General features: G+C 69.2%; 24 protein-coding genes. 14 read left to right on the top strand and 10 right to left on the bottom strand.

Translation table 11 applies throughout. The annotated features are described in order from the left end of the window. The coding region (locus Q8L83_RS11670; protein ID WP_300576452.1) for a hypothetical protein at positions 1–91 on the bottom strand (91 nt) is incomplete at its 3' end. 132 nt (positions 92–223) lie between these two features. Between Q8L83_RS11670 and Q8L83_RS11665 the strand changes: the two genes are divergently transcribed. Then, complete coding sequence (locus Q8L83_RS11665) at positions 224–574, top strand: hypothetical protein (RefSeq protein ID WP_305287108.1); 351 nt, start codon at positions 224–226, stop codon at positions 572–574. A 15-nt stretch (positions 575–589) separates the two neighbouring features. Here Q8L83_RS11665 and bla read toward each other — a convergent pair whose 3' ends face one another. Then, positions 590–1,603: a class A beta-lactamase gene (gene bla, locus Q8L83_RS11660; RefSeq protein ID WP_305287107.1), complete on the bottom strand. Its 1,014-nt coding sequence runs from the start codon at positions 1,601–1,603 to the stop codon at positions 590–592. A 64-nt stretch (positions 1,604–1,667) separates the two neighbouring features. On the opposite strand from bla, the gene Q8L83_RS11655 reads away from it, so the two are divergent. After that, the gene (locus Q8L83_RS11655) at positions 1,668–2,477 is read left to right on the top strand and encodes an RNA methyltransferase (protein WP_305287106.1); all 810 of its coding nucleotides are present in this window, start codon (positions 1,668–1,670) and stop codon (positions 2,475–2,477) included. Between the two features lie 65 nt (positions 2,478–2,542). After that, the gene (locus tag Q8L83_RS11650) at positions 2,543–3,787 is read left to right on the top strand and encodes a DUF1254 domain-containing protein (protein WP_305287105.1); all 1,245 of its coding nucleotides are present in this window, start codon (positions 2,543–2,545) and stop codon (positions 3,785–3,787) included. An 8-nt stretch (positions 3,788–3,795) separates the two neighbouring features. Here the strand turns inward: Q8L83_RS11650 and Q8L83_RS11645 are convergent, their stop codons facing one another. Then, complete coding sequence (locus Q8L83_RS11645) at positions 3,796–4,131, bottom strand: hypothetical protein (RefSeq protein ID WP_305287104.1); 336 nt, start codon at positions 4,129–4,131, stop codon at positions 3,796–3,798. A gap of 212 nt (positions 4,132–4,343) precedes the next feature. On the opposite strand from Q8L83_RS11645, the gene Q8L83_RS11640 reads away from it, so the two are divergent. Both Q8L83_RS11640 and Q8L83_RS11635 read left to right on the top strand, forming a co-directional pair. Then, positions 4,344–5,219: an SDR family NAD(P)-dependent oxidoreductase gene (locus Q8L83_RS11640; RefSeq protein WP_305287102.1), complete on the top strand. Its 876-nt coding sequence runs from the start codon at positions 4,344–4,346 to the stop codon at positions 5,217–5,219. 185 nt (positions 5,220–5,404) lie between these two features. Next, the gene (locus tag Q8L83_RS11635) at positions 5,405–5,749 is read left to right on the top strand and encodes a hypothetical protein (RefSeq protein WP_305287101.1); all 345 of its coding nucleotides are present in this window, start codon (positions 5,405–5,407) and stop codon (positions 5,747–5,749) included. Here the strand turns inward: Q8L83_RS11635 and Q8L83_RS11630 are convergent. The 4 genes from Q8L83_RS11630 to bcsA are packed head-to-tail and all read right to left on the bottom strand — an operon-like array spanning position 5,737 to position 15,722. Next, positions 5,737–6,807 (bottom strand): glycosyl hydrolase family 8, encoded by a 1,071-nt coding sequence (locus Q8L83_RS11630; RefSeq protein ID WP_305287100.1) that lies wholly within the window; start codon positions 6,805–6,807, stop codon positions 5,737–5,739. The genes Q8L83_RS11635 and Q8L83_RS11630 overlap by 13 nt on opposite strands. After that, positions 6,797–7,282, bottom strand: a complete 486-nt coding sequence (gene bcsD, locus Q8L83_RS11625) for a cellulose biosynthesis protein BcsD (protein ID WP_305287098.1) — start codon at positions 7,280–7,282, stop codon at positions 6,797–6,799. The genes Q8L83_RS11630 and bcsD overlap by 11 nt, the downstream gene beginning before the upstream one ends. Then, a complete protein-coding gene (locus tag Q8L83_RS11620) occupies positions 7,279–11,376 on the bottom strand; it encodes a cellulose biosynthesis protein BcsC (RefSeq protein ID WP_305287096.1) in 4,098 nt (1,365 codons plus the stop codon). The genes bcsD and Q8L83_RS11620 overlap by 4 nt, the downstream gene beginning before the upstream one ends. After that, positions 11,373–15,722 (bottom strand): UDP-forming cellulose synthase catalytic subunit, encoded by a 4,350-nt coding sequence (gene bcsA / locus Q8L83_RS11615; RefSeq protein WP_305287094.1) that lies wholly within the window; start codon positions 15,720–15,722, stop codon positions 11,373–11,375. Before bcsA ends, Q8L83_RS11620 begins: the two co-directional genes overlap by 4 nt. Before the next feature lie 338 nt (positions 15,723–16,060). On the opposite strand from bcsA, the gene Q8L83_RS11610 reads away from it, so the two are divergent. From Q8L83_RS11610 to Q8L83_RS11570, 9 genes are all read left to right on the top strand, one after another. Beyond that, positions 16,061–16,747, top strand: a complete 687-nt coding sequence (locus tag Q8L83_RS11610; RefSeq protein ID WP_305287093.1) for a ParA family protein — start codon at positions 16,061–16,063, stop codon at positions 16,745–16,747. A gap of 170 nt (positions 16,748–16,917) precedes the next feature. Next, a complete protein-coding gene (gene rpsD / locus Q8L83_RS11605; protein WP_305287091.1) occupies positions 16,918–17,535 on the top strand; it encodes a 30S ribosomal protein S4 in 618 nt (205 codons plus the stop codon). A 159-nt stretch (positions 17,536–17,694) separates the two neighbouring features. Beyond that, positions 17,695–18,834 (top strand): 3-oxoacyl-[acyl-carrier-protein] synthase III C-terminal domain-containing protein, encoded by a 1,140-nt coding sequence (locus Q8L83_RS11600; RefSeq protein ID WP_305287089.1) that lies wholly within the window; start codon positions 17,695–17,697, stop codon positions 18,832–18,834. Then, complete coding sequence (locus Q8L83_RS11595; RefSeq protein ID WP_305287109.1) at positions 18,771–19,496, top strand: iron-containing redox enzyme family protein; 726 nt, start codon at positions 18,771–18,773, stop codon at positions 19,494–19,496. Before Q8L83_RS11600 ends, Q8L83_RS11595 begins: the two co-directional genes overlap by 64 nt. Beyond that, entirely contained in the window at positions 19,489–20,400 is a 912-nt protein-coding gene (locus tag Q8L83_RS11590) for a hypothetical protein (protein ID WP_305287087.1), read from the top strand. The genes Q8L83_RS11595 and Q8L83_RS11590 overlap by 8 nt, the downstream gene beginning before the upstream one ends. Positions 20,401–20,485: 85 nt before the next feature. After that, entirely contained in the window at positions 20,486–21,187 is a 702-nt protein-coding gene (locus tag Q8L83_RS11585) for a DUF899 family protein (protein ID WP_305287085.1), read from the top strand. A gap of 157 nt (positions 21,188–21,344) precedes the next feature. Further along, positions 21,345–22,364 carry a TerC family protein gene (locus Q8L83_RS11580; RefSeq protein ID WP_305287083.1) on the top strand — a complete coding sequence of 340 codons (1,020 nt, stop codon included), beginning with the start codon at positions 21,345–21,347 and terminating at the stop codon, positions 22,362–22,364. 55 nt (positions 22,365–22,419) lie between these two features. Continuing rightward, entirely contained in the window at positions 22,420–22,962 is a 543-nt protein-coding gene (locus tag Q8L83_RS11575) for a hypothetical protein (protein ID WP_305287081.1), read from the top strand. 48 nt (positions 22,963–23,010) lie between these two features. Next, on the top strand, positions 23,011–23,388 hold the full coding sequence (locus Q8L83_RS11570) for a hypothetical protein (protein WP_305287079.1): 378 nt from the start codon (positions 23,011–23,013) through the stop codon (positions 23,386–23,388). 3 nt (positions 23,389–23,391) lie between these two features. On the opposite strand, the gene Q8L83_RS11565 is transcribed toward Q8L83_RS11570, so the two are convergent. From Q8L83_RS11565 to grxD, 3 genes are read right to left on the bottom strand one after another with little or no spacing between them, the layout of a single operon-like run. Next, complete coding sequence (locus Q8L83_RS11565; protein WP_305287077.1) at positions 23,392–23,982, bottom strand: DUF4126 domain-containing protein; 591 nt, start codon at positions 23,980–23,982, stop codon at positions 23,392–23,394. Between the two features lie 52 nt (positions 23,983–24,034). Beyond that, positions 24,035–24,454: a thioesterase family protein gene (locus tag Q8L83_RS11560; RefSeq protein WP_305287075.1), complete on the bottom strand. Its 420-nt coding sequence runs from the start codon at positions 24,452–24,454 to the stop codon at positions 24,035–24,037. Next, positions 24,451–24,792, bottom strand: coding sequence for a Grx4 family monothiol glutaredoxin (gene grxD, locus Q8L83_RS11555; protein ID WP_300576416.1), 342 nt, complete (start codon positions 24,790–24,792; stop codon positions 24,451–24,453). Before grxD ends, Q8L83_RS11560 begins: the two co-directional genes overlap by 4 nt. Between the last annotated feature and the right edge of the window lie 4 nt (positions 24,793–24,796).

Below are 24,796 nucleotides of genomic sequence, written 5' to 3'. Positions count from 1 at the left end.
TGAGCTTGTCCTTGATCATCTTCCAGATGATCCGGGTCATCTCGTCCCCGTCGATATCGACGACGGGATTGGCGACTTTGATCTTGGCCATAGGCGAGGCGCGCTCCGTGGCGGAATTGAGGGGTTGAGGCCGTATACAAGGCCTGCGCCGGTGCGCAAAGCCACCACGGCCTCAAAGATGATCGACACGGGAACGTCGCACGCGTGAGCTAGTTGAAGCCAGGTGCGCGCCGAAGCCCCCCCACTCGGCCTGATCGGAGCTCCAGTTCTCGTGCTGGTGGCCAAGCCGTGGGACTTCGAGTCCGCCGATGGCCGCGGCCGTCTGCGCGGACAAGTCAGCAAAATCCATGACTTCCGCCCTGAAGGCGGTCAGGAGCTCATGCTCATCATCTCACCTGCCGTCCTGGGCGGCGTCGAGCTCACGACCCTGCGGGCGTTAGGGGGTCATGCGGCGGAGGAGAATCTGATTCAGCGGCTTGAGCGCGGTCGAACGACCGGCGTTCGCCTCTATGGCCCTGGCGCCGAACTCCCCCTGCTGGTCGGATCGATTCGCCGCCTGGGCTGCCTGACCTAGAGGAAGCCCGAAGGGTCAGCCGACCGCCTCGGCGACGCTGCGGGCCAGGTCGGCGAAGATCGCTTCACGTTCGTCGTCGGGAAGGGTGGAGCCGGCGAGGAAGACGGCGATCACATACTGCCGGCCATCCTCCAGCGTGACGACGCCGATGTCGTTGGTGGCGGGGTTCATGCCCAGGTCCGTGCGCGCCGTGCCGGTCTTGTGGGCCAGGCGCGCACCGGAAGGAAGTCCGGCGGCCAGACGCCCCTTACCGGTGGTGGTTTCGCTCATGATCGTCAGCAGGCGGGCGGTGGAGACCTCCGAGAGCAGTTCGCCCCGGACGAGCTTGGCCAGGAAGAGCAGGGATTCCCGCGGCGTGGTGGTGTCCCGCAGGTCGCTCAGATAGGCGGCGGCGGCGGCCTGCCGCTGGGCGGCGGGCACGGCCTGAAGGGCGGCGCGATAAGCGGATTCGCCCTTCCAGGCCGGGCGGAAGGAGTCGAGGCCGGCGATCTCGGGCTGCAACTGGCGCTCATAGCGATCGACCCGCATGTCGCGGATGTCGTGGGCGCGCAGCCAGGCGGTGACGGCGCCGGGGCCGCCGATCCGCCGCATCAGGACGTCGGCGGCCGTATTGTCGCTGGCCCCGGCGCTGAGGGTCAGAAGCTCGGCCACCGTATAGTCCCGACGGCCGGGGTAGGCGTCGGCCACCGGGCTGAAGGGGGGCGAAATGTCCTCGTTCGTCAGGGTGATGGTCTCATTCAGGTCCAGACGGCCGGCGTCCACCTCGGCCAGGACCGCGGCGGCCAGGGGCGCCTTGAAGACGCTCTGCATGGGAAAGCGGTCCGAGCCGTTGACCGCCCACAGCTCGCCGCTCTCCAGATTCATCACCGCGGCCCCCAGGCGGCCTGGCGCAGCGCGGGCGGTCAGTTCGGCGGCCGTGGCGTCCAGGCGCTCGGCGTCCAGCCGCGGGGTGGTGGAGACCGTCTGAGGCATGTCCGGTTCGCAGGCGCCGACCAGCAGGACGGCGGCCAGTAGGACGAGACGGCGCATAGGCAAAACTCCGGACGACAGGCGAGGGGGTTGCGCGCATCGCCGCTGAGACTGAAAACGCCACATGACTGGAAGTTCCCCCCCCGCACCAACCGTTATCTTGTCCGCGCCTCAACTGGCCGAGAACATCGGGGCCTGCGCCCGGGTGATGGCCAACTTCGGCCTGGAGGACCTCAGGCTGGTCAATCCGCGGGATGGCTGGCCCCAGGACCGGGCCTGGGCCTCCGCGTCCGGCGCTGACTGGCCCCTGGATGGCGCGAAGGTCTGCGCCAGCGCGGCCGAGGCCGTCGGCGACCTGCAGCTGGTCTTCGCCACCACCGCCCGCCCGAGGGAGCTGCAACTGCCGGTGATCACCCCGCGGGAGGCGGCCGGCGAACTGGCCGCCGCCGTGGCCGCCGGCCAGAGGGTCGGCCTGCTGTTCGGGGCCGAGCGGGCCGGCCTGGAGACCGCCGAGGTGGCGCTTTGCCAGGCGGTGGTGACGGTGCCGGTGGATCCGCGCTTTCATTCCCTGAACCTCGCCCAGGCTGTGGCGATCAACGCCTATGAGTGGCGGATGACCCAGGCCGCCGGGCCGCCGCCGCGGTTCCGGGAGGGGCCAGAGCCCGCCGACCAGGCCGCGATGATGGGGCTCTATGGGCAGCTGGAGGCCGAACTGGACGCCGCCGGCTTTTTCCATCCGCCGGAGAAGCGGCCGTCCATGATCCAGAACCTGCGCTCGGCGCTGGGGCGCGCGAGCTTCAGCGACCAGGAGGTGCGCACCTTCCGCGGGGTGGTGACGGCGCTGTCCCGTGGCCGTGGCCGGGTGCTGGACAAGCTGGCCCGTCAGAAGGCCGAGCGGGAGGCTGGGGCCAGTCCGGGCGCGCCGGAGACTTGACGCTGCGGCGCCTTCCGAGAAGATAAGAGATCAATGATAACTTATCTGCGGTCGGGGAGAGCGCGATGTCGGGAACGGATCTGAAAACAGCGGCGATGAAGGCCTGGCTCTACGGCTTGCCGCTCATCGAGATCGCCGCCACCCGGGCCAGGGGCCTGTCCTTCGGCCAGAGCCTCAACACCATCGCCCATGTGCGCAAGCTGGCCACGCCGAAACACCGAGCGGTGACCACGCCGAACAACGACACCCTCTATTCCTCGGCCCAGCTCGACCTGTCCCAGGGGCCGGTGACCCTGACCCTGCCGGCCACGGGCGAGCGCTATTTCTCTCTGGCGCTGATGGACGCCTACACCAACAATTTCGCCATCCTGGGGACCCGCACCACCGGACCCAACGGGGGAACCTTCGCCCTGGTGGGACCCAATGCGGCGGCCGAAGGCGGCCATGTGGTCCGCGCGCCGACCAACCACGTCTGGGCCCTGGGCCGGGTGGTGGTCTATGGGCCCGATGACCTGGAGGCGGCGCAGCAGGTCCAGTCGGGCCTGTCGATCCAGGGGCCGACAGCCCCGACTCCGCCGGCGGCGGTCAAACGCAGCGCGTCCTGGCAGGAGTATTTCGCCGCGCTCGCAGACCTCATGAAGGCCAATCCGCCGCCGGTCACCGACCGCGCCCTGCTGGAGGAGATCGCGCCCCTGGGGCTGGAGACCGGCTTCGACCCGGCGCGCTTCTCGCCGGCCGAGGTCGCCGAGATCGAGGCCGGTCTGGCCGAGGCCCGGGTGGCGGTGCGTCGGGGCGGCCTGACCGGCGACCACTTCATCGACGGATGGTCCTATCCCAGCGCGACCCTGGGCGACTTCGGGCAGAACTATCACTACCGGGCGACTGTGGCGCTGGGCGGGCTGGCGGCGCTGCCGCCGGTGGAGGCGCTCTATATGCGCGCCCGGGGCGACCAGCCCCGCGGGCTCTATGACGGACTGAAGGCCTATCGGCTTCACTTCCCCGCCGACCGGCTCCCGCCGGTGAATTCCTTCTGGTCGCTGAGCCTCTATGAGGCCACGGAGGACGGGCAGTTCTTCTTCGCCGACAACCCGCTGGACCGCTACGCCATCGGCGACCGCACCGAGGGCCTGACCTATAACGACGACGGCTCCCTCGACATCTGGATCGGCAGCGAAAGCCCCGGCGAGGATTTGCAGGGCAACTGGCTGCCCGCCCCGGCCGGTCCCTTCGCGCTGTTCATGCGCACCTATCTGCCCAAGCCGGAACTGCTGGACGGCGCCTACCGCCTGCCGCCGGTGGAAGCCGTCTGAAGACGCCCTTAGTTCTGGAAGCCTTCGGGCGAGGGCTGGGCCGGGCAGGCATAGGTGACCGTAAAGGTCTCCGGCCCGCCGGGCGTCTCAACCACCACCGAGGCGTCCTCGACAGGTTCGGCGTCCGCGGCGCAGATCCGCAAGGTGCGCGCGCCGGTCCAGGCGATCCCCAGGCTGCGAACCGCGTCCAAGGTGGCGAACGCGGTCTCCGCGCCGCTGACATGGCGCAGGCTGAGTTGGGCGCCCAGGCCTGGGCGAAGGGTCAGCCCGCCGCCGGTGAAGGCCACATCGAGCATGAACTGCCCGTCTGGGCTCGGCGTCTCCATGTCATCGGGCGTCGCCATCAGACAGCCCGACAGAAGGATGGAGGCCGCTCCGAGGAGGGCGAGCGTGCGGCGTTCAAGCATCGGCTTCATGCCGGTGGGAATGAACGAGACCGGCCAAGGTTGCCGTTTCGCCCGCCCCGACCCCATGATGGGAGAACGCCGTCCGGTGAGGCGGTAAGACGAGGGCGTCGCAGCGATCCAGTCTGCAGCCGCCCCGCCAGGAGGATGACATGGCCCATTCCGAAACGACGCCCTCGCGACGCGCGCTGATCGCTGGCGGCGTCGGCCTGGCCGCCATGGCCGCTCAGTCGGCGGCAGCCGCCGATCTCAAGACGCCGCCGGAGGGCGCCACCACCCTGGCCCGGGATGGCCGCTTTTCGGGCAAGGTGGCGTTGATCACCGGGGCGACCTCCGGCATTGGCCGGGCCACCGCCAAGGCCTTCGCCCTGGAGGGCGCCAAGGTGATGTTCTGCGGTCGACGCGAGGCCCTGGGGGCCGAGGTGCAGGCCGAGATCCGGGCGGCGGGGGGCGAGGCGGTCTATCGCCGCGCCGACGTCCGCGTCGAGGCCGATGTCGCCGCCCTGGTGGCGGCCTGCGTCGAGACCTTCGGAGGTCTGGACATCGCCTTCAACAATGCCGGGATCGCCGGGCGGGCCGGGGACATGGGCGGCGATTTCGACTGGGCGGTCCACAACGACATCATGGCCACCAATCTCGAAGGCGTGATCCGCTGCACCAATCACGAGATCCCGGCCATGAAGGCCCGGGGCGGCGGATCGATCATCAACACCGCCTCGGTGATGGGCTATGTCGGCTCCGGGCCGATCATGACCTACGCCCTGTCCAAGGCCGGCGTGCTCAGCCTGACCCGCTCCACGGCGCTTCAGGTGGCCGGCGACAACATCCGGGTCAACGCCGTGTCGCCTGGCCCCATCGCCACACCCATGATGGGCGGCGGGGCGGCTGAGGCCTCCGGCGCCCGCACCCCAGCCGGTCGCGCCGGCCAGCCCGAAGAGATCGCCCACGCCGTGATGTACTTGGCCGACAGCGCCGCCAGCTACGTCACCGGGGAAGATCTGCGTGTGGACGGCGGGGTGCGCGCTTAGTAAATTAACCTAAGGTCATGGTGCGGCGCCACCAGAGATTGCCCGGCGCAGCATGATCGCCTTCAGGTCTACAAACTGAGGGAAATTGCACAAAAGACTGTGAAATTCGGGCGCAAAACCCTTTCCTAAGGGCAACGGCGCGCATAACTAGGTTACGAGAATCGACGCCAATTGTGCGGTGCAACATGTCTAAAGACGTCCATAGCCTGCTGAAGCGGATTAACCAGACCGGGATCACCTATCAGGTGTTCAGCCGGCCTGAGGCCACGCCAGCCGCGGCGGAGTCGGTCGAGACCGCGGCGCCGATTGACGAGGCTCCCGATGTCGCGATCGAGGCCCTGGCCGCGGCCAGCGAACCGCCGGCGCGGTCGCGTCCGGCGCTGATCTATGCGCGTCCGGGCCATGAGTCCGAGGGCGCTCCAAGGACCCTGTTCCGTCGGTACGCCAAGCCGGACGCGTCTCGCGTCACCGCCAGCGAGGCCGAGTCCGGCGAACGCCTCAGCGAGCTTTTCAGCCGCTACGCCGACTGATCGAGCCGCGCGGCGTAGGCCAGCAGTTCAAGCACCGACGAATAGTAGTCTTCTTCCTGAGCTGCCCCGCCCGGTCGGGCCAGGGGGTCGACGCCGGCCACGACGCAGGCCATGGCCGTTGCGCCGGCCGACAGCCGAAATCCAGCCAGCTCGCCGGTGGTGAGGTCCACCCAGGCCGGCGGGGCGGTCTTCGCTTCCAGAAAGGGGCGCCAGAAGGCCGCCGCGGCCCGGGTCTGCGGATGGTCGCGAAACCCTGCCCAGGCCAGATAAAAGGGCGCCCGAAGGGCGTCGAAGCCGAACCGTGGGGGGCGGTCGGGCTCCAGAAGGCTCTGGCCCCGCTCGGTTCGCCGCGTCCAGTCGGCAGGCAGGCCAAGGGGCCCAAATCGCGCGGCCTGCGCCTCGGCCAGACCATCAGCAATGATCCTCGACCAGCCACTGTTCGGCTCGGCCCGCTGGAACGCCTGAAGGGCCGGCGCGACAAAGTACGACGGGTTGTAGGTGAGAAAGCCGTCCTTCCGAAACCCGTCCAGACCGGGCGAGAGGAGCCGCCGCCCGCCCATCTCCACGACCAGTCGGCGTCGGATCGCCGTGCGGATGCGTTCGGAGGATTGAGCATACCGGCCGTCGTTCCAGAGGCGGCCGGCGCGGAGCAGCGCCCAGGCAAGGAAGATGTCGCCGTCGGTGGCGTTGTTGGGATCGCTTACGGGCTCGGGGGCGCGGGGGTCGTAGCGCCAGCTGAACAGCTCATCCTCCGGCCGCGCCAGGTGGTCCTGGGTCCAGTCCCACATTCGGTCGAAGGCTGAGCGATCCTTGTGGAGGACGGCGAGAAACATGGAAAATCCCTGCCCCTCGGTGTGGCTGACGCCGCCGCCGGTGGTGTCGAGAATGCGCCCGTCGGGGGCCAGGAAGCGGGCCTTGAAGACGTCCCACAAGATGGCGTCCGGCGCCCGGGCGCAGGCGGTGAGCGGCGGCCCGGTTCCAGCCAGAAGGCCGGCGCTGGCCAACAAGGCGTCGCGTCGGGTCCAGAGCGGCCTGGGCGCGCCCGGTCTATCGCCCATGCAGGAATTCCAGCGGCATGGTGGACTCCGACATCCGCTTCAGGGTGGTCAAAGGGCTGCCCTGCGCCTCGAACCAGGCGGCGTAGACGCCCTCCAGAACCGCGGCCGCGCCAGCCGACCACATGACGCCCTCGGTCTCAAAGGCCGTGGGATAGGCCCCATGAATGATGGCGATGCCGTCATCGATGGGCCGCAGGCGGGTCCAGCCCCAGTCCACCTGGCCCCAGACCTCGTTCATGGCGACTTCCAGCTCGGGCAGGGTGTCCTTGGGCGTCAGGGGGAGTCGCCCGGCCATCCGCCGTCCCACGGCGCGCAGAAAGGCCAGCACCTCTTCCCGCTCGGTCCCCACATGCAGCTCGACGGCGAGCGCGGCGAGGAAGGCGCGCCACTGGGCGCTGCAACGGCGCGCGGCGAGATAGGCGTCATTGAGCTGCTGGGTTTCCGTGGCCGGAAGGATGGGGGAGATATCGCTCATCGGACGCCTTTCCCAAGTGTCTGCTTCAGATAGACCGAGGCGCGGGTCTCGTCGTAGTCGCCAAACCCGCTGAATCCGGTTTCGAGCCCCAGGGTGGCGGCCGTGCTCAGGTCGTATTCGAGCTTGGCGGCGGCCGAGAAGCCAAAGCCGCTCTGGCTCCGACTGGGATAGAAGGCGGCCACGTCAGGGGTTTCGCCGGCATAGAAGGCCATCTGGCCCTGCAGGGCGGGGTCGTCGGGGAAGTAGGCCACCGAGTCCTCGCGATAGGTTTCGTAGCCCGGCGTCAGGGCGACCTCGAGCCGCCAGGGCTCTCGCGCGCTGCGCAGGCTGATGGGCAGGGCGACGCTGGTGAACTGCTGGGGGCTGAAATAGCCGCCATGGCCCAGGCTGAACCGGTTCTGATTGTTGTCGAAGGCCTGGTGGTTGAGGTTCAGGCCGATCTGAACCTGAGTTTCGTCGCTCTTATAGGGCCGCACATAGGCGCCGACATTGACGTGGTAGCTCTCGTTGTCGGCGGTGAGCTGGCCTTCATAGCGGTTGGCGCTGACATCGGCGTAGACGCCGGCGATATCCTGCTCATAGGCGAAGCCCACCCCGGCGCCGGTGCGCCGCACCTCGCCCCAGACCTGGCCCGTGACCGGGTCCTTGGCGCCGGCATAGGCGGTCAGGCTGTCGGTTACGGCCCGACGCTCGGCCCAGATGCGTCCCTCCAGCCCCTCGGCGAGCTGCGGCGTCCAACGCAGGCCGCCCACGGGATCGGATGATCCAAAGCCCAGCGGCGTGACCCCGAGGTCGAGGGCGAAGGTCCCGCTGGTATAGGTGACGGAGACGCCGGCGCCGCTGGCGGTCTGGGCGCCGGGATCGATCAGACGGGGGTCGTACTCGCCGAAGATGGCGTCGGCGGCCAGGATCGGATTGGCGCCGAACCGGCCGAGGCTGTCGCTGCTGGCGGCGCCGGCGTCCAGGGTGACCGGCTCGACGACCAGGGCCAGGCGGCCCGCGCCGATCAGCGGCGTCGAGATGCTGGCCTGGGCCTTGAGTTCATTGAGCTGGCTCAGGCCCGCTTCGCCCGAGCGCGCCCGCAGGGCCACCGTACCCGTGATCTGCGGCGCAGCCCGGCGGCTGAGGTCTGCGATCTGCTGGTCGATGGCGCTGAGCACCCGGTCCTGGCGTCCTGGCGCCGGCGGGGCCTGGGCCGGGCTGGGCGCGGCGAACGGATTGAACGGCGCGGCGGCCTGCGGAGCCGCCGTGGGCCAAGCCGGTTGGGTGGGCGTCTGAGCCGGCGCTGTCCAGGCGGCCGCCGGCGGCTGGGCTTGGGCAGGCGCGGGCCAGTAGAGACCGCCATCCGCCGGGGCGGCTGGCGCGGCCGACTGCCAGGCGACCGGTTGGGCCGCCATTGGCGCTGGCGCCGGCGCGGGAAGCGCCACCGCGCTCGCCCAGGGATAGGCCGAGGCCAGGACGCTCGGCGCAGCCGGCGTCGCTGCGGCCCAGGCGGGGGGCGCCGCCGACAGGGGCGAGGTCAGGTTGCGGGCGAAGGGATTGGGGCCGAGGCCCCCGCCGCCGGCCGCGCCGACGCCGCTAGGCAGCAGGGCCGGGGCGCGGGCGGCCATCTGCCGCTCGCGGAGGTCGCGCGCCTGTTCCAAAGCCCGCAAGGCCGCCCGCCGGTCGCCGGCGGCCTGCTCGACCCGCGACAGCAGAACCAAGAGTTCGACATTGTCCGGCGACTGGCTGATCGCCAGGCGTACCGTGCGGCGGGCCCGGCTGTGATCGCCCTGCCCAAGGGCGGCCTCGGCCAGGCCGCTCAGGGCGCCGGCGTCATTGGGCCGAAGGCGCAGCGCGGCCTCGAACACATCGGCCGCCTGGCCATACATTTCGCCGCTCTGATAGAGCCGGCCGAGGCTCGCCAGCAGGTCCGGGTTCTGCGGCGCCAGGGCGTAGGCCTGGGACAGGGCATCGAAGGCGCCGGCGAAGTCGCCAGCCAGGCGCAGACGCTCGGCGCGTTCCGTCCCGAGCGTCGCGCCAAGCTCGGCCAGACTGCGTCTTGCCGCCGGGGTCTGGGCGCCCTCCAGGGATATGCGGCGGATCAGGCTGGCGGCCTCCACGTCGCGTCCGGCCTTGGCCAGCACCACGACAAAGCCGCGATAGGCGCTGGGATCGTCCTCGGGCTCGGCGGTCAGGGCGGCCTGGGCCATGGCCAGGGCCTGGCCCTGGTCGCCGGCGGCATAGAGGGCCTCGGCCACCTGCCCGCGGAGGCCAGTTCCCAGGTCGGCGCGGCTGGCATAGGCGCGCAGGGCGGGCACGGCGGCGTAGGCCTGGCCGCTGGCGGCCGCCTCGCTGAGCTGGGCGATGGCGACGCGGGTCTCCAGGCCCTGGGCGAACAGGCCCATTTCCGAGGTTCGCGCCTGGGTCGGGATACGTGAAATCAGGGCCAGCGCCTGGGCGCCTCGTCCCTGCTGGTCCGAGAACAGGGCCGCCGCATAGAGGCTTTCGGCGTCCCCCTGGGCCTCGGCGCCGGCCATCAGGCCCAGCGCCGCCGCGGACTCGCCCTGGGCGTCCAGAAAACGCGCATAGTCATAGCGGATCCAGGGGTCGGTCGGCCGCAGGGCCAGGGCGGTCTGGAAGGCGTTCTGGGCGCTGGCCGAATCCCCCTGCGCCCAGAACCGCTCGCCCCGCCGGTGCTCGACGGCCGCGCGGATCTGGTTCAGTCGCGCCGGCGCCACGCCAGCGGCGCTGAGCTGATTGGCGAGGGCGAACCCTTCCTCGGTCTTGTCCTGGGCCAGCAGGGATTCCAGCAGGCCCACCTGGGCGTCATTGTCATTTGGCGTGGCCGCCAGCAGGCGACGATAGGCAGTCTCGGCCTCGGCCCAGCGCTCGGCCTGGCGAAGGCTCTCGGCCAGAACCGACCAGGCCAGGGCCGCGTCTTCAGGGCGGGGCGCCTCCAGGGCCTGGGCCAGGCTTTGCGCGCGGCCATAGTCGCCCTCTTCCAAGGCGGCCTGGGCCTGGCGAAGGCCGGAGAAGAAGCGTGCTGAGGAAAGGGCTTCGCGCCAGCGTTGGGCGCTTGAGGGCGCCGCCGTGCTCGCCCGCCGCAGCAGGTCTTCGGCCTCGGTGAAGCGTTCGGCCCGTAGGCGAACGAGCCCCAGGCCGCCCAGAGCGTCGGCGTCATTGGGTCGCTTGGCCAGGACCGCCTGGAATCTCTGCTCGGCCGTGGCGACATCGCCGCTCTCCAGGGCGGCGAAGCCCTGGGTGCGCTCTATGGCCAGGGGATCGACGGCGGCCTGAGCCACGGCGCGGGTCTCGCGCGCCTGGGCGAGTTTGCGGGACACCTCGGCGTCGGCGCCCCGCGCGCTGAGATAGGCCTCGTAGAGCCCGGCGTCCCGGGGCGCGGCGCCGAGCCAAAGCAGCGCCTGACGCCAGGCCTGGGCTGCGGCGGTCGCCGTCTGGCCGCCGCCGGCGGCCAGACGCGCCAGACGGGCGATCCCGTCCCGGCGGCTGGCCTCGGCATAGGTCAGGGCGCGGGCATAGGCCAGCTGCAGCCCGGCGTCCTGCGGGTTGGCCTCGGCCAGGGTCCGCAGGCCGCGGATGGCTTCGGCGCGGCCAGAGGGCAGACCCGCCAGGGTCTCATAGAATTCCCGGGCGTTGGCCGGCGGCGGCGCGCCCCCGCCAAAGGCGCGGCGATAGGCGGCCACGGCGGCCTCGGTCTGGCCGGCCTGGGCCAGACGACGGGCCTCGGGCAGGTCCCGGGCCTCGGCCTGACGCTGGCGGGCGACCTGACCCATGGCGGCCAGCCGCGGGTCATTGGGGGCGGCGGCACGCAGGCGGGCCGTCCAGCGCTGGGCCGCGGCCGTGTCGCCATCCTCGGCGGCGTAGCGGGCCATGGCCGCCAGGGCGTCGGCGTTGCGCGGCTCGGCCACCAGGGCCCGCTCAAGGGCCTGCCGGGCGAGGTCGGCCCGCCCGCGTTCGCGCCAGAAGGCGGCTTGGCGCACCAGAGTCGCCACCGTCTCCTGCGACGTCTGGGCGGTGGCGGGGGCGGCGACGGCCAGGGCTGCGGCGCAAGCGCTGGCCAGCAGCCAGGTGGAGTGGCGATGATGGGTCATTGGTCGGCCATGGCTCCCAGGCGCCTGCGCTCCTGGCGACGCATGGCGAAGGCCAGGGGGATGGAGATGACGATGGCGGCCAGGACCAGGCCCAGGGCCATCAGGATGGGATGGCGGCTCAGCCACCAGAAGATGCGGTAGCCCCAGGCCATGTCGCCCGCCTGGAAGCTGGGGCCGACCTTGAAGGCGCTGAGGCCTTCGCCCGTGCCGACCACAAGGTCGCCGGCCACCCGCGCGTTGATGGCTGGGTCGTCCAGACCCTGGGCGATGGCCAGGATCTGCTCGGGCCGGTCGGAGAGCAGGGCGACCACCACCCGGTCCCGGCCATAGGGCGAGGCGAAGCTCATCAGGCCTGAAAACGGCCCGGACTCGACCAGAAGGCTGGCGGCGCGGTCCCGGCTGGCGGCGTCATCGCGCCCGATGAAGGTGCCCCAGGTGGAGAACAGCCGCCGGGCCCAGTCCTGGACCCGCAGGGTCAGACGGCCCTGACCCATTTCCACCGGCGCCGCGGCGCTGAGTTCGGCGTTCTCGGCCAGCAGGCTGAGCGGGCCGATCATCAGCACGTCGCGGTCGCGCAGGGCGTCGGTGTCGCTGGGGCTGGCCAGGTGCACCCGGGTGACGGCCGCGCCGGTCGCATCCCCGAAGCGCGCCATGAGGTGCAGATAGGCCGCCAGTTCGGCCGGCGAAGGCCGTGCGGGCAACACCACGACGGTCTGGTCAAGGTCGGCCATGCGGGTGAACGGGAAGCCGGCGCTGGCGAAATAGGCGAGGTTCGGCAGGCTGGTGAGATGGTGGGCGCCGGTCAGGTCCAGCTCGGTGTCCGGGTCGATCCCGCTGCGGATATTGGTCGGCAGCTGGCCCTCGCAGGCGCCGGTCTGGCGCGCCTTCAGGTCGAAATAGAACTGCAGCTCATTGCTGCCGAACAGATTGTAGGCCGGCAGGTTGATGGTGGTTTCGTTGCGGACGAAGGGGGTGAGCAGGCGATGGCGCCAGCCGGCCGCCTCAGCGGTCTGGTTCAGCCGAAGAGAGCGCAGGTACTGGCCATTGACCGAGACGTCGAGGCGCGAGGCCTCCCGATCTATCCACGGCCCCATGGGGTAGCGATAGCGCAGCTTGAGCGGGGCGGCGCTCTGCGGCCAGAACAGCAGGTCCGGCGGCAGGCGGAAGGAGGCCCGGACCGGCCCCGGCGGCAAGCCGTCGGCGTAGAGCAGGGCCGGATCCATGATCTCGCCAAGCCGCACGGGGCGCTTCGTGCTGATCCAGCGCGGGGCGTCATAGGCGACCCGGCTAGGGATCGTCGGCTGGCCCAGCGTAGCTATCGGCCCGCTGAGTCCTGGCGCCCCGAGGGCGAGGGTCAGCGCGGCCTGGCGCAATTCGGACGGGTCTCGCCCCATGACCAGCAACAGGCGCCGGCTGCTGTCCAGGGGATTGGCGATCACCGCCACGGTCGGCCCGTTGATCGCCGGCAGGTCCAGGCCCAGAGCCTCGCCGTTCCCCAGGGCGAACACCACGCCATCGCCCGTGGGAAGTTGGTCGATCAGCACCGGGAAGCGAAAGCCACGATAGCTGGCCTGGAGGCCGAAATAGGAGGCCAGGGCCCCGGCCGCCTGGATGGTCTGGCCGTTTGGCGCGCCGGCGAACACGAAGGGCAGCTCCAGGCGGCGGTCGGCATTGTCGAAGAATGGCGCCGGAAAGCGCGCCAGATCCGGCGGCGCAGGCAGCCTTTCGATGTCGAGCTCAAGCACTGAGGCGTTGCTGATCACCGCCCAGAGGGACGAGTGCAGCGGGTCCTCGCAGTCTCGGGTGTAGTGGCCGGCGAAGCGCAGATTGAGGCGGTTCTCGACGAGGAACAGGGCCGGATTCAATTCCAGCGACAGGCGGGTTCCCCCTGCGGTGCTGGCCAGCAGGGGGGCGGTGGCCACCACCTCGTCATTGATCAGCACCGTCAGGTGGCTCAGGTCCTCGAGCAGGGCCGGTGAATGGGCGTAGGCCAGGGTCAGGCGCGCGCCGGTGACCACCTCGTCGGCGCCCAGGCGGAAGGGAATGCCGGCCTGGCCGTCCACCGAGACCAGCCGCAGGGGCTGGCTGACGCCGAGATCGCGGAAGGTCAGTCGAAGGGTCTGGGCGCCTGGCGCCGGCGCGGCGGTCGCTGACGTCGTCGGGGCGGCGACCGGCTCCTGGGCCTGGGCCCTTTGGCCCGGGATCGCCAGGGCGAGCGCCGCGACGAGCATGACCGCCGAGGCCGACCGAGCCCGGCCGAAGGGACGCTGCGGCCTGGGGCCGGGCTGCCTGTGGCCGTCCCGATGAAACAGGCTGAGGCTGGCCTGAAGGATGCTGGCGAGGGCGGCGAGGGGATTGGCCGGCGGCGGCTTGGACGCCGGCTGCCACGCGTCGGCGCGACCCATCACGGCGGCGACCAGTTCACGACGCTGGTCCAGGGGAATTTCAAGGAACTGGGCCCGGAAGGTGGGGCCGGAGCCCTGGATCACGCGGATCGGCAGGGCCAGCCAGCGCTCGCCACAGAGAATTTCCGTCCGCACGAGCGTGTCGGCCGTGACCGCGCCCCCGATCTCGGGCGCGGAAAAGCCGCCCATGGACACCTCGCTCGTGATGGTCTCCACCACTTCGCCGCTGCGCAGGGTCAGCCGGACGGGCAGCCGCGCCCCGACCCGGACGAACTCCCGCAGCTGTCGGGTCTCGCGCCCCACGGCCAGGGCGACCAGCAGGATCAGCAGGCTGAAGGCCGACCAGGTGGTGTTGAGCAGCAGGGTGCCGAGGTTGACATCATAGCGGTCGGGCCAGGCCAGCTTGCCGAACCCCATGGCGACGCCGGCGATCAGCAGGCTTGCGGCCAGGAGGTGGGGCCACATGAGGCGCACATCGAAATAGCTCCGCTCCAGGATGCCGCCCTTGTCGGTGACGTTGAACTTGCCCCGGCGGGGATCGATCAGGGTCTGGAGAGTCGGAATGATGAGGTGGAAGGCGAGCAGGCTCTCATAGACCTCCCCCCAGAAGGCCCGACGGTCCTTGCCCTGGATCTGATTGGCCACGCCGATGGCGAGGATCAGGTGCGGCGCGGCATAGGCCGCGATCATGGCCGCCGACGCCTGAATGACGTTCTGGCCCAGGAGCAGGAAGGCGAGCGGCGAGGTGAGGAACACCACCCGCGGCAGAGGAAACATGAAGTGGAGCATGGCGTTGGCGTAGCAAAGCCGCTGGCCGAGGCTCAGGCCGCGGCCAAACAGCGGATTGTCCACCCGGAAGATCTGCAGCATGCCCCGGGCCCAGCGGGCGCGCTGGCCGATGTGCAGCGCCAGCCGCTCGGTCGCCAGGCCAGAGGCGAGGCGAATATCGAGATAGGCGGTGTTCCAGCCGCGGCGCTGCAGCTTCAGGGCGGTGTGGGCGTCCTCGGTGACGGTTTCACCGGCGAAGCCTTGGGTCTCGTCCAGGGCGGCGCGGCGGATCAGCGCGCAGGACCCGCAGAAAAAGGCGGCGTTCCAGAAGTCGTTGCCGGGCTGGACCGCGCCATAGAACAGCGCGCCTTCGTCCGGCACGTCTTTTACGGTCACCAGATTCCGCTGCACCGGGTCGGGGGAATAGAAGTGGTGAGGCGTCTGCAGCAGGGCCAGGCGGGGATCTTCCTGGAACCAGCCCGCGGTCATCTGCAGAAAGGCGCGGGTGGGAATGTGGTCGGCGTCGAAGATGCAGACGAGATCCGCCTGGGTCTGCTTGAGCGCGTTGTTGAGGTTGCCGGCCTTGGCGTGAAGGTTGTCGGCCCGGGTGATGTAGCTCACCCCCACGCTCTCGGCGAAAGCCTTGAACTCAGGCCGCCGGCCATCGTCCAGCAGGTGGACGGTGAAGCGGTCGTGCGGATAGTCCATGGCCAGCGCCGCCAGGACCGTATCCCGGACGATCTGCAGGCTCTCGTTATAGGTAGGGATCATCACGTCGATGCTGGGCCACTGGGTCGGCTCGCCATCCAGGGGACGCACCGGCCGCCGCAGGGGCCAGGTGGTCTGGACATAGCCCAGCACCAGGATCAGCCAGGCATAGACCTCGGCCAGATAGAGACCGATCCCCAGGAAGGCGCCGGTGGGGCTGAGGAAGTCCAGGGTCTCGGTGGTCCGCCACACCATGTAGCGCGTGCTGATGGCAAGCGAGATCAGGCATAGGGCGATCGTGGCGCCGCGCGCCGAGCTGCGGCTGAGGATCAGGGCCGCCACCAGTGTCGCCGCCCCGAAGATGATCTGACCCTGAAGAGGCAGCGGGGTGAAAATCGCCGCAACCATCCCCAGAGACGCAATAATCAGGGCTGCGCCCGAAAATATCGCGCGTACAGCATTCATGCGCCGCAATTTACTTCAGAGCTATCAGATCAGGCGATGAATTCGATGCTCAAAATGGGCTCGAGATAGAAGTGCGCCCATCTCGGCGCAGCGACGCGAGCCAAGTATCCGCAATAGCGACGTCTGATACTTATTATCAACGTTCACTGGGGGCGAATATGGTTATCGGCGTCCTTGCAAACATAGTAAACGCGACGTTGAGACGCAGGGGCCGGCCCGGGTTACACACGTTGTTCGGGGTCATTTGAAGCGGCGCTCGCAAAGGTGGCGCCGGCTCGCCCTTGGGGACGTCTTGATCCTGTGGATAAGTTGGACCTAGGGTTTTGGCGGGGGCGATCATGAAAACCATCGCAGTCATTTCCCGTAAGGGCGGCGCCGGCAAGACGACGGTGGCCGTCAATCTGGCGGCGGCCCTGCGCGAAAGGGGCGCGCGCGCGGTTCTGGCCGACGCCGATCCGCTGCGGTCCTCCAGCGAGGCGCTGCGCGCGCACAGCCTTTCAGTGGTGGAGACCTCGGCCTCCAAGTTGTTCGCCTTGACCACAGCCTCCCGGCGCAGCGGCGGGGACCTGCTGATCATCGATACGCCCGCCGCGCCCGAGGGCGACGTCGTCGCCGCCATCAAGGTGGCCGACCTCTGCCTGGTGGTGAGCCGCCCCACCTATCTCGATGTGGCTGCAGCCCTGAAGACCCTGGAGCTTCTTCGTCAGCTGCGGGCGAGCGGGCTGATCGTGCTGAACCAATGTCCCTCGGCGCGGCAGGGGCGCGAGCCCAGCCAGGTGTCTCTGACCCTGGACGCCCTGCGCTTCGCCGGCGTGCCCGTGGCCGCCTCGTCCCTTCGGGTGCGGCAGGCCTATCAGGCGGCCCTGTCGGAGGGGCAGGGGGTCACCGAGTGGGAGCCCCGAGGCCAGGCCGCCGCCGAGGTCCGCGCCCTGGCCGAGATCGTGCGTCGGAAGGTCATGGGAGAGTATCCCGCGCAACCGGCCAACGACACCCGGGTCCTGACCGCCGTAGGCGCGAGGCCGTAGGGCAAGCCCCCTTGCCTTGACTCCCAGCGCCCTGGTGGGCATACACCGCGCCTTCACACCGGCGGGCGACTGCGCGGTGCGAAGACCATTACGGGTGATACGGGCCCCGCCGTTGAGATCGCGCCTCCACTTTCGGAAGCGCCGGGCCGTGTCGATGATGAAGAGTTTTCATGACCAAGCGTCATTCCGCCAAGTACAAGCTCGACCGCCGTATGGGCGAGAACATCTGGGGCCGCGCCAAGTCGCCGGTGAACCAGCGTTCCTACGGCCCCGGCCAGCATGGCCAGCGCCGCAAGTCCAAGGTGTCGGATTTCGGCCTGCAGCTGCGCGCCAAGCAGAAGCTCAAGGGCTACTACGGCAGCCTGACCGAAAAGCAGTTCAGCCGCACCTATAACGAGGCCGCCCGCCGCAAGGGCAACACCTCGGAAAACCTGATCGCCCTGCTGGAGTCCCGCCTGGACGCCGTGGTCTATCGGGCCAAGTTCGTGCCGACCGTTTTCGCTGCTCGTCAGTTCGTGAACCACGGCCACGTGACCGTGAACGGCAAGCGCGTGAACATCCCGTCCTATCGGGTCAAGGCCGGCGACGTGGTCGAAGTGCGCGAGCGTTCGCGCAACATGGCCCTGGTGCTGGAAGCCCAGGCGTCGGCGGAACGTGAGGTTCCCGACTATATCGAAGTCGACGCCAAGGGCCTGTCGGCCCGCTTCATCCGCGCCCCGGAACTGGCCGAAGTGCCCTATCCGGTGAAGATGGAGCCGAACCTGGTCGTGGAATTCTACGCCTCCTAAGGCGTCGAAAATCCTGTCAGATCGAAGGGGCCCCGGAGCGATCCGGGGCCCTTTTCATTTGCCCGCGCCCCGTGCGGCGGCGGTTGCCCCCTGCGCCCATCGCCCCGATAAGTCCATCCAACGCAGGGTGCGCGCGGCGCCCGTCCTCGCCGAGGGGCCATGAACGAGCTTCGCGACGTGTACATCACCGGGGTGGGCGCGCACCTGCCTGGGCCGCCCGTGGCCTCGGCGGCGATCGAGGATCATATCGGCCGTATCGGCGGCCGAGACAGCGCCCTGGGGCGGCGGGCCTTGCGCTGGAACGGGGTCGAGACCCGCCACTACGCCCTCGACCGCGACGGTCGCCCGACCACCTCCAACGCCGCCATGTGCGCGGCCGCCATCCGCGCCGCCCTGGACCATGCCGCGCTCACGCCGCGAGACCTGAGCTTCCTGGCCACGGCCACTACGCAGGGGGACTATCTGGTCCCCGGCCACGGCTCCAATGTCCATGGGGAGCTGGGCGGAGGGCCGCTGGAGTTGGCCAGCTTCCAATCGGTGTGTGGTTCGGCGCTGATGGCGGCCAAGTCGGCCTGGCTGTCGGTGCGCGCCGGCGAGCACGACATCGCCGCCGCCGCCGCCAGCGAATTCTCATCCCGCTGGTTTCGGCCCGCCTTCTATGAGGGCTCGGCCCTGGTGGACGCCAAGGGCCGGCTGCGCCCCGAGGCCGACTATCTCCGCTTCACCTTGTCGGACGGCGCAGGCGCGGTGGTGATGGAGCCTTCGCCGCGGCCCGCTGGACTGTCTCTGCGGGTGCGGTTCATCGACCTGATCTCGCTGGCCGACCGTTTCGATCCCTGCATGTGGGCCGGGGCCGCGCCGGAGTCCCGCGCAGATCCGCTTTCCACCTGGGCCTTTTCCGGGCCGCAGGCGGCCCACGCCGAGGGGGCCATCGCCCTGCTGCAGGACTTCGAGTTGCTGAAGCGCGTCATCCGCGCCTGGGTCGGCGTCTATCTGCAGAAGGTGGAGGCGGGGCGGATCGCGCCGGCCAGCATCGACCATCTGCTCTGCCACTATTCGGCGCGATCCCTGCGCACCGAGATCGAGGGCCTGCTGGAGAGCACGGCGGGGATGATCCCCCGGGACCGCTGGTTCTCCAATCTCAGCACCGTGGGCAATGTGGGCTCGGCGTCGATCTGGGTGATGCTGGAGGCCTTCTTGCGATCGGGCAGGCTGTCGCCAGGCCAGCAGGTGCTCTGCGTCGTGCCCGAGAGCGGCCGCGTCCTGGTGGGTTTCATGTTGCTGGAGGCGGTGGAATGACCGGGGTTTCGGACGTCCTGCGCCAGCTGACCATCGTCTTCATGGAGTTCGAGGGCCGCCTCGAGCAGACGCCGCTGATCCGCAAGCTGACCCGCGGTCGCTTCGAACTCGCCGACTACCACGCCTTCCTCGTGGGCCTGCGCCAGCAGGTGGCCGATGGCGCGCTCTGGATGTCGCGGGCGGCCTCGAACATCGACGAGGACCATCTGGAGCTTCGCTCCACCCTGATGCGGCACGCCGTGACCGAGCATCGGGATTTCCGGCTGCTGGAGGCCGACTACGCCGCCTGCGGCGGGGATCTGGCGGTGATCCGCGGGGCTGAGAAGAACCTGGGGTCCGAGGCGCTCTCGGCCTGGATGTTCCATGAGGCGTCCCGGCCCAATCCCTTCGGCCTGCTGGGCGCCATGTGGATCATCGAGGGCCTGGGCTCGATCAAGGCCGCCGAATGGGGGCGGCTGGTCCAGCGTCGGCTCGACCTGCCCGACGAGGCGCTGCGCTTTCTGCTCTACCACGGCGAAAACGATGTCGAGCATATCAAGGAGTTCGAAGCCATGCTGGCCATGGTCCTGCCCGACGCGGCCGTGGCGGCGCGGATCGTGAAGACGGCCCGGGTCACCGCCAGGCTCTACGCCCTGCAGATCGAGGAGATCACCGGTGACTGAGGCGGCCTTCGACCTGTCGGCCTATGACCCGCGGGACCCCAATCCGTGGCTGGCCCTCTATCTCGACCAGGGCCTGCCGATCGCCCCGGAGGCCAAGATCGCCCTGCTCAAGGGCAATGCCTCATGGTCGCGGCGGTGGCTGTTTCCGATCAGCCGGCCGCTGATCTTCGTCTTCTTCGTCCTGGTAAAGATCGTCCGGGGGATTTCGCCTCACCGGCCCAATCTGAACGGGACCCTGCATCGGCTGATCCACTGGGGCTTGCGGACCTTCTGCACCCCGGAAGCCAACACCCTGATCCTGCGCCACTTCCATGTGGGCACCGAGCTGCTGGCATTCATCAAGGCGAACGCCGGGCCGGTCGAGGTCGAGACCGTGCCCTTGCGGCCCCGCACGCTGAAGGACCTGGAGGACAATGTCTTTCTCCAGCACGACCTGAACATCTTCAACTTCATCATCCAGCTGGGCGCCAGCCTGCGCGCCCAGGGGCGTGACCTGGCGCCTGTGGAGCGGCCCGACTTCTCGATGATCTCGGATGGTCCGTTCGAGCTTGGCGAACTGCCGGAGGGGCGGCTCAACTTCGCCGACGTGCAGACGGCGATCGAGGCCTATACGCCGCTCTACGCGCTGTTGTTGCCGCGGGCCGACTTCATCCGGGCCGCCCAGTCTCTCCAGCTTGATGAGACCGTGGCCATCTATATCGGCAAGATCCTGGGAACCGACTACCACATGTCCTTCGTGAAGAACGGCCACCCGCTGGTGCCGCTCTCGACGATCCAGGCCGGCCAGCGGCTGATGCTCCACGGGCTCGACTGCGAGGCGCTGCATGGCTGGCTGCGGCTGCTCAAGCAGCGGCAGGCGGCGGGCCTGCCGCTTGATCCGCGCAATCCGCTGTCGGGCCTTTAGAACGAGCCTCGCTCCGAAACTCGGGGGCGATGTCGGAACCTGGCGCGGTTGTTCGTCCTTGCAGAAACGCCAGGAGGAAATCGTCATGGACGCCAAGACCCCGAACCTGATCCCCGCCGAGGACCTCGCCCGCGACAACCCGATCCGCATTCCCAATGAGAGCGCCGAGTATCGCGCCGCCCGCACGGCCCTGCTGGCTGAGGAAATCGAGCTCCGCCGCCATATCGAGCGGGTCGCCGCCCAGCGCCGCGCCCTCCCGCCCGGTGGGCTGGTGACCGGTCAGTATCGTTTCGAAGGCGAGGCGGGAAAGACCGACCTGGCCGGTCTGTTTGGGCGCCATGACACCCTGATCACCTATTCCTACATGTTCGGGCCGCAACGGGAACGGCCGTGTCCCATGTGCACCAACCTCCTGGACGCCTGGGAGGGCAATGCCGCCGACATTGGCCAGAAGGCCTCCGTGGCCGTCATCGCCAGATCCCCCATAGACCGGCTGACCGCCTGGAAGGCCGAGCGCGGCTGGCGCGACCTGCGACTGTTCAGCGACCTGACCGGCGACTATTTCCGCGACTATCTGGGCCTGACGCCAGAGGGTGAAGAAGTCCCTGCAATCAACGTGTTCACCCGCCGGGACGGCACGATCCGCCACTTCTGGTCCGGCGAGATGACCGCCTCCGATCCAGGCCAGGATCCCCGCGGGGCGCCCGACCCCGCGCCGCTCTGGATGGTGCTCGACATGACGCCCGAGGGCCGCGGCGCCGACTGGTATCCCAGCCTGACCTACTGACGGCCTCGCGGTCGCCCCTGTTGACGGGGCGCGATAGTCCCCCTATGTCCCCCGCTCGGTCCGGGCCCCTCTGGTCGCGACGGCGGTCGCGACGATGTCGGATCTTCACTCTCCAGACGCGGACGCGGCGTCGTGACTATGAGAGGTGCGGGGTCCGATGGACGCTCTCCTTATATTTTTGCAGACGCCGTTTCTCGGTCAGGCCACCTGGCTCTGGCTGTTGTTCCTGGGGATCGTGCTGACGGTCCTGACCCTCGACCTGGGGGTTTTCAATCGCAAGGACCACGTGATCGGTCCGGCGGAGTCGGTGAAGGCCGCAGCCGCCTATATCGCCCTGGGCCTCAGCTTTGGCGCCTGGATCTGGTATGATCTGGGGTCGCAGAAGGCTGTCGAGTACTATACCGGCTACCTGCTCGAGCTGACCCTGGCGCTCGACAATGTCTTCGTCATCTCGCTGATCCTCGCCTATTTCGCCGTGCCGCGAGAGCTGCAGCACCGGGTGCTCTTCTGGGGCATTCTGGGCGTGATCGTGCTGCGGGCGATCATGATCGGCATCGGCGCAGCCCTGGTGACCAACTTCGCCTGGGTGCTCTACATCTTCGCCGCCTTCCTGCTCTTCACCGGCGCCAAGATGCTGAAGGAGTCCTTCTTCAGCGACGCGGAGGAAGCCAAGGATCTCACCGACAACGCCATCCTGAAGTGGCTGCGCGGGCATCTTCGGGTGACCGAGACCTTCCAGGGCTCGAAGTTCTTCGTGCGCCAGGCTCACCCGGCCACGGGCAAGCTGGTGCTGTACGCCACGCCCCTGTTCCTGGCCCTGGTCCTGGTGGAGTTCGCCGACCTGGTCTTCGCCATCGATTCGGTGCCGGCCATCTTCGCCATCACCCAGGACCCCTACATCGTCTACACCTCCAACATCTTCGCCATCCTGGGGCTCCGGGCGCTCTATTTCGCCCTGGAGAACGCCGTCCACCGCTTCCACTATCTGAAGGTGGCGCTGGCCCTGGTGCTGGTCTTCATCGGCTTCAAGATCTTTGCAGGCGACCTCTTCTTCGGCGGCAAATTCCCCGCCCCCTGGTCGCTCGCCATCACCGTCAGCCTGCTGGCCGGCGGGGTGATCTTTTCGCTGCTCAAGCCCAAGCATCCCAAGGGCGGCGTCGAAGGCGGCATAACCTAGTTCTGGTCTGAGCTCCGGCCGGCTGTCATTCTGACGGCCCGCGCCGGAGCTCACCATGGACATCGACCTCGCGCTCGCCCGTGAGCTGGGCTTCCCCAAGCTGAAGTACGCCAGCCTGGAGCGGGAGCGCCGTTGGCTTTGCCGGACGCTGCCGATGGAGCGGGTGGTTCGCGCCGATGCGATCACCGATCTTTATATAGACGGCGGCGGCCTGCGGCTTCGGGAGGTCAGGCCCCTGGATGGCGGTCCGGTGACGCGCAAGCTTGGCCGCAAGGGGGATCTGAACCCCTATACCCGCCTGACCACCTCCATCTATCTGAGCGAGGCGGAGTTCGGACTGTTGGCCGGCCTGCCCGGGAAGCGTCTGCGCAAGGTGCGCCACCACCTGGCGCCGGAAGCGGGCCGCGCCTACGGCGTCGATGTCTTCGAGGGCCGCCTGGACGGGCTGATCCTGTCGGAGGCCGAGTTCGCCACGGCGGAGGCCATGGTGGCCTGCCCGGGCCCCGACTTCGCCGTCCGCGAGGTGACCCAGGATCTGCGCTATGCCGGCGGCTGGTTGGCGGTGCACGGCATTCCGGCGCCCCAGGGGGCCGACTGATCGCCACGGGGACTTTCCCTGGCCGCGCGGATGTGGCCGATAGGGGGTATGACTCGCCGCTTCCTGATGATGGCCTCGGTCGCAGCCCTGCTGGCCGGCTGCGCCACGGTTCCGCCGCCGCCCATTCTCGCGCCCTCCGGGCTTCCCCTGGCCGAACTTGAGCCGCTCTACGCCGCCGAGGCTGGACGGCGGGAGCTGACCATCAAGGTGGCGTCCAACGGCTGCACCACCAAGGGCGACTTCGCGTTCTATGTGGAGCGGCAAGGGGAGGCGGTGACCCTGGCCTTCGGCCGCAAACGGCTGGACGAATGCCGCTCGCTGGTGGCGGGGCATGTGTCGCTGACGTTCAGCTATGAGGAACTGGGGCTGATGACCCGAGATCCGGTCTTCCTGCTCAATCCGATGATCGCCTGGCCCGGGCTCTGAGCTTTAGCCGGGGCGCAGGCGCGTAGCCTTGCGCTCGCGCCAGACGCGGGCCGCCCGCATCAGCATCAGGACGACGATGACCGCCACGAGGCCGGCCAGGCCAAAGGCGATGACCGGCAGGAACACCGCCAGCAGGCTGAGCAGGCCCGAGAGCAGGTCCTCCAGCAGAGACAGCACCGGATTGCCCAGGCCGCCGGTGGCGGCGGTGGAGACGGGCCGCACGGCCGCCCGGCTTCCATGGAAGCCGCCGGCGACGATGAGGCCGGCCAGCGCGCCGATGGCTGGGTGCATGTCGCTCAACACGTTTTGCTGGCTGGCGAAGAGCACGGCGCCGGCGATCGGGCTGACCAGGGCGCCCAGGCCATGCCAGGCGGTGTCCACCGCCGGGACCTTGTCGGCGACGAAATCGACGACGGCGAGCGCGCCGATGACCGCCAGCACCCAGGGCTGCGTCAGGACGTCAAAGGGCTCGGCCAGGCGCAGCAGGTCGGTATAGCGCGCCACCAGGCCGACGGTGAGCAGGGGCACATAGGCGTTGAAGCCAGCCGCGCTGGCCAGGCCGAAGGCCGAGAAAAGACTGGCGAAACCGTCCATGAACCGCCTCCTGCCTGTCCATCATGCCGCACGGGCGGCGAGACGCGAAGTCTCAGCCGAAGCGGGCGATCAGTTCAGCCGGGACCCGGCGGGGGCGGCCGGTCGCCTTGTCGATCAGGCACCAGACGGTGCGGACCTGGGCGCACATGGCGCCGTCGGGGCCATCGATGCGGACGAAGCGGTCGAAGCGCGGCCCCTGGGCGGTCTCCGACACCCAGGTGCGGCCGAGCGCCGTCTCGCCGGGCAACAGGGCGCGGCGATAATCCACCTCATGGCGCAGGGCGACCCAGGCCAGGGCTTGGGATTCGTCTGGGGCCGCAGCGGAATCCCAGTGGGCAATGGCGAGATCCTGCGCCCAGCCCAGATAGACCACATTGTTCACGTGGCCGTTGGCGTCGATGTCGGACGCGCTCGGCGTGAAACTGCGGGAAAAGACCTGCCGCCCCGGTGGGGGCTCGAAGGCCCGGCTCACGCAGCCAGGACGCCCTGCTGGCTGAGGAAGGGCTTCAGCTCGCCGTTCTGGAACATCTCGCGGACGATGTCGGCGCCGCCGACGAATTCGCCCTTCACATAGAGCTGCGGGATGGTCGGCCAGTCGGTGTAGGTCTTGATCCCGTCGCGCAGACCGTCGTCCTGCAGCACGTCGACGCCGACGAAGTCCACGCCGAGATGGTCGAGGATCTGCACCACCAGACCGGAGAAGCCGCAGCGGGGCTGTTCGGGCACGCCCTTCATGAACAGGACCACCTGATGGTCCTTCAGCGTCTTGGCGATGAAGTCGTGGGCGGGATCGGTCATGGCCTCGCTCATGGGA

This window comes from Phenylobacterium sp., assembly GCF_030680185.1.
Taxonomy (GTDB): domain Bacteria; phylum Pseudomonadota; class Alphaproteobacteria; order Caulobacterales; family Caulobacteraceae; genus Phenylobacterium.
Note: the sequence above shows the minus strand (reverse complement) of the source record. Positions and strands in the feature narration are given on the sequence as shown.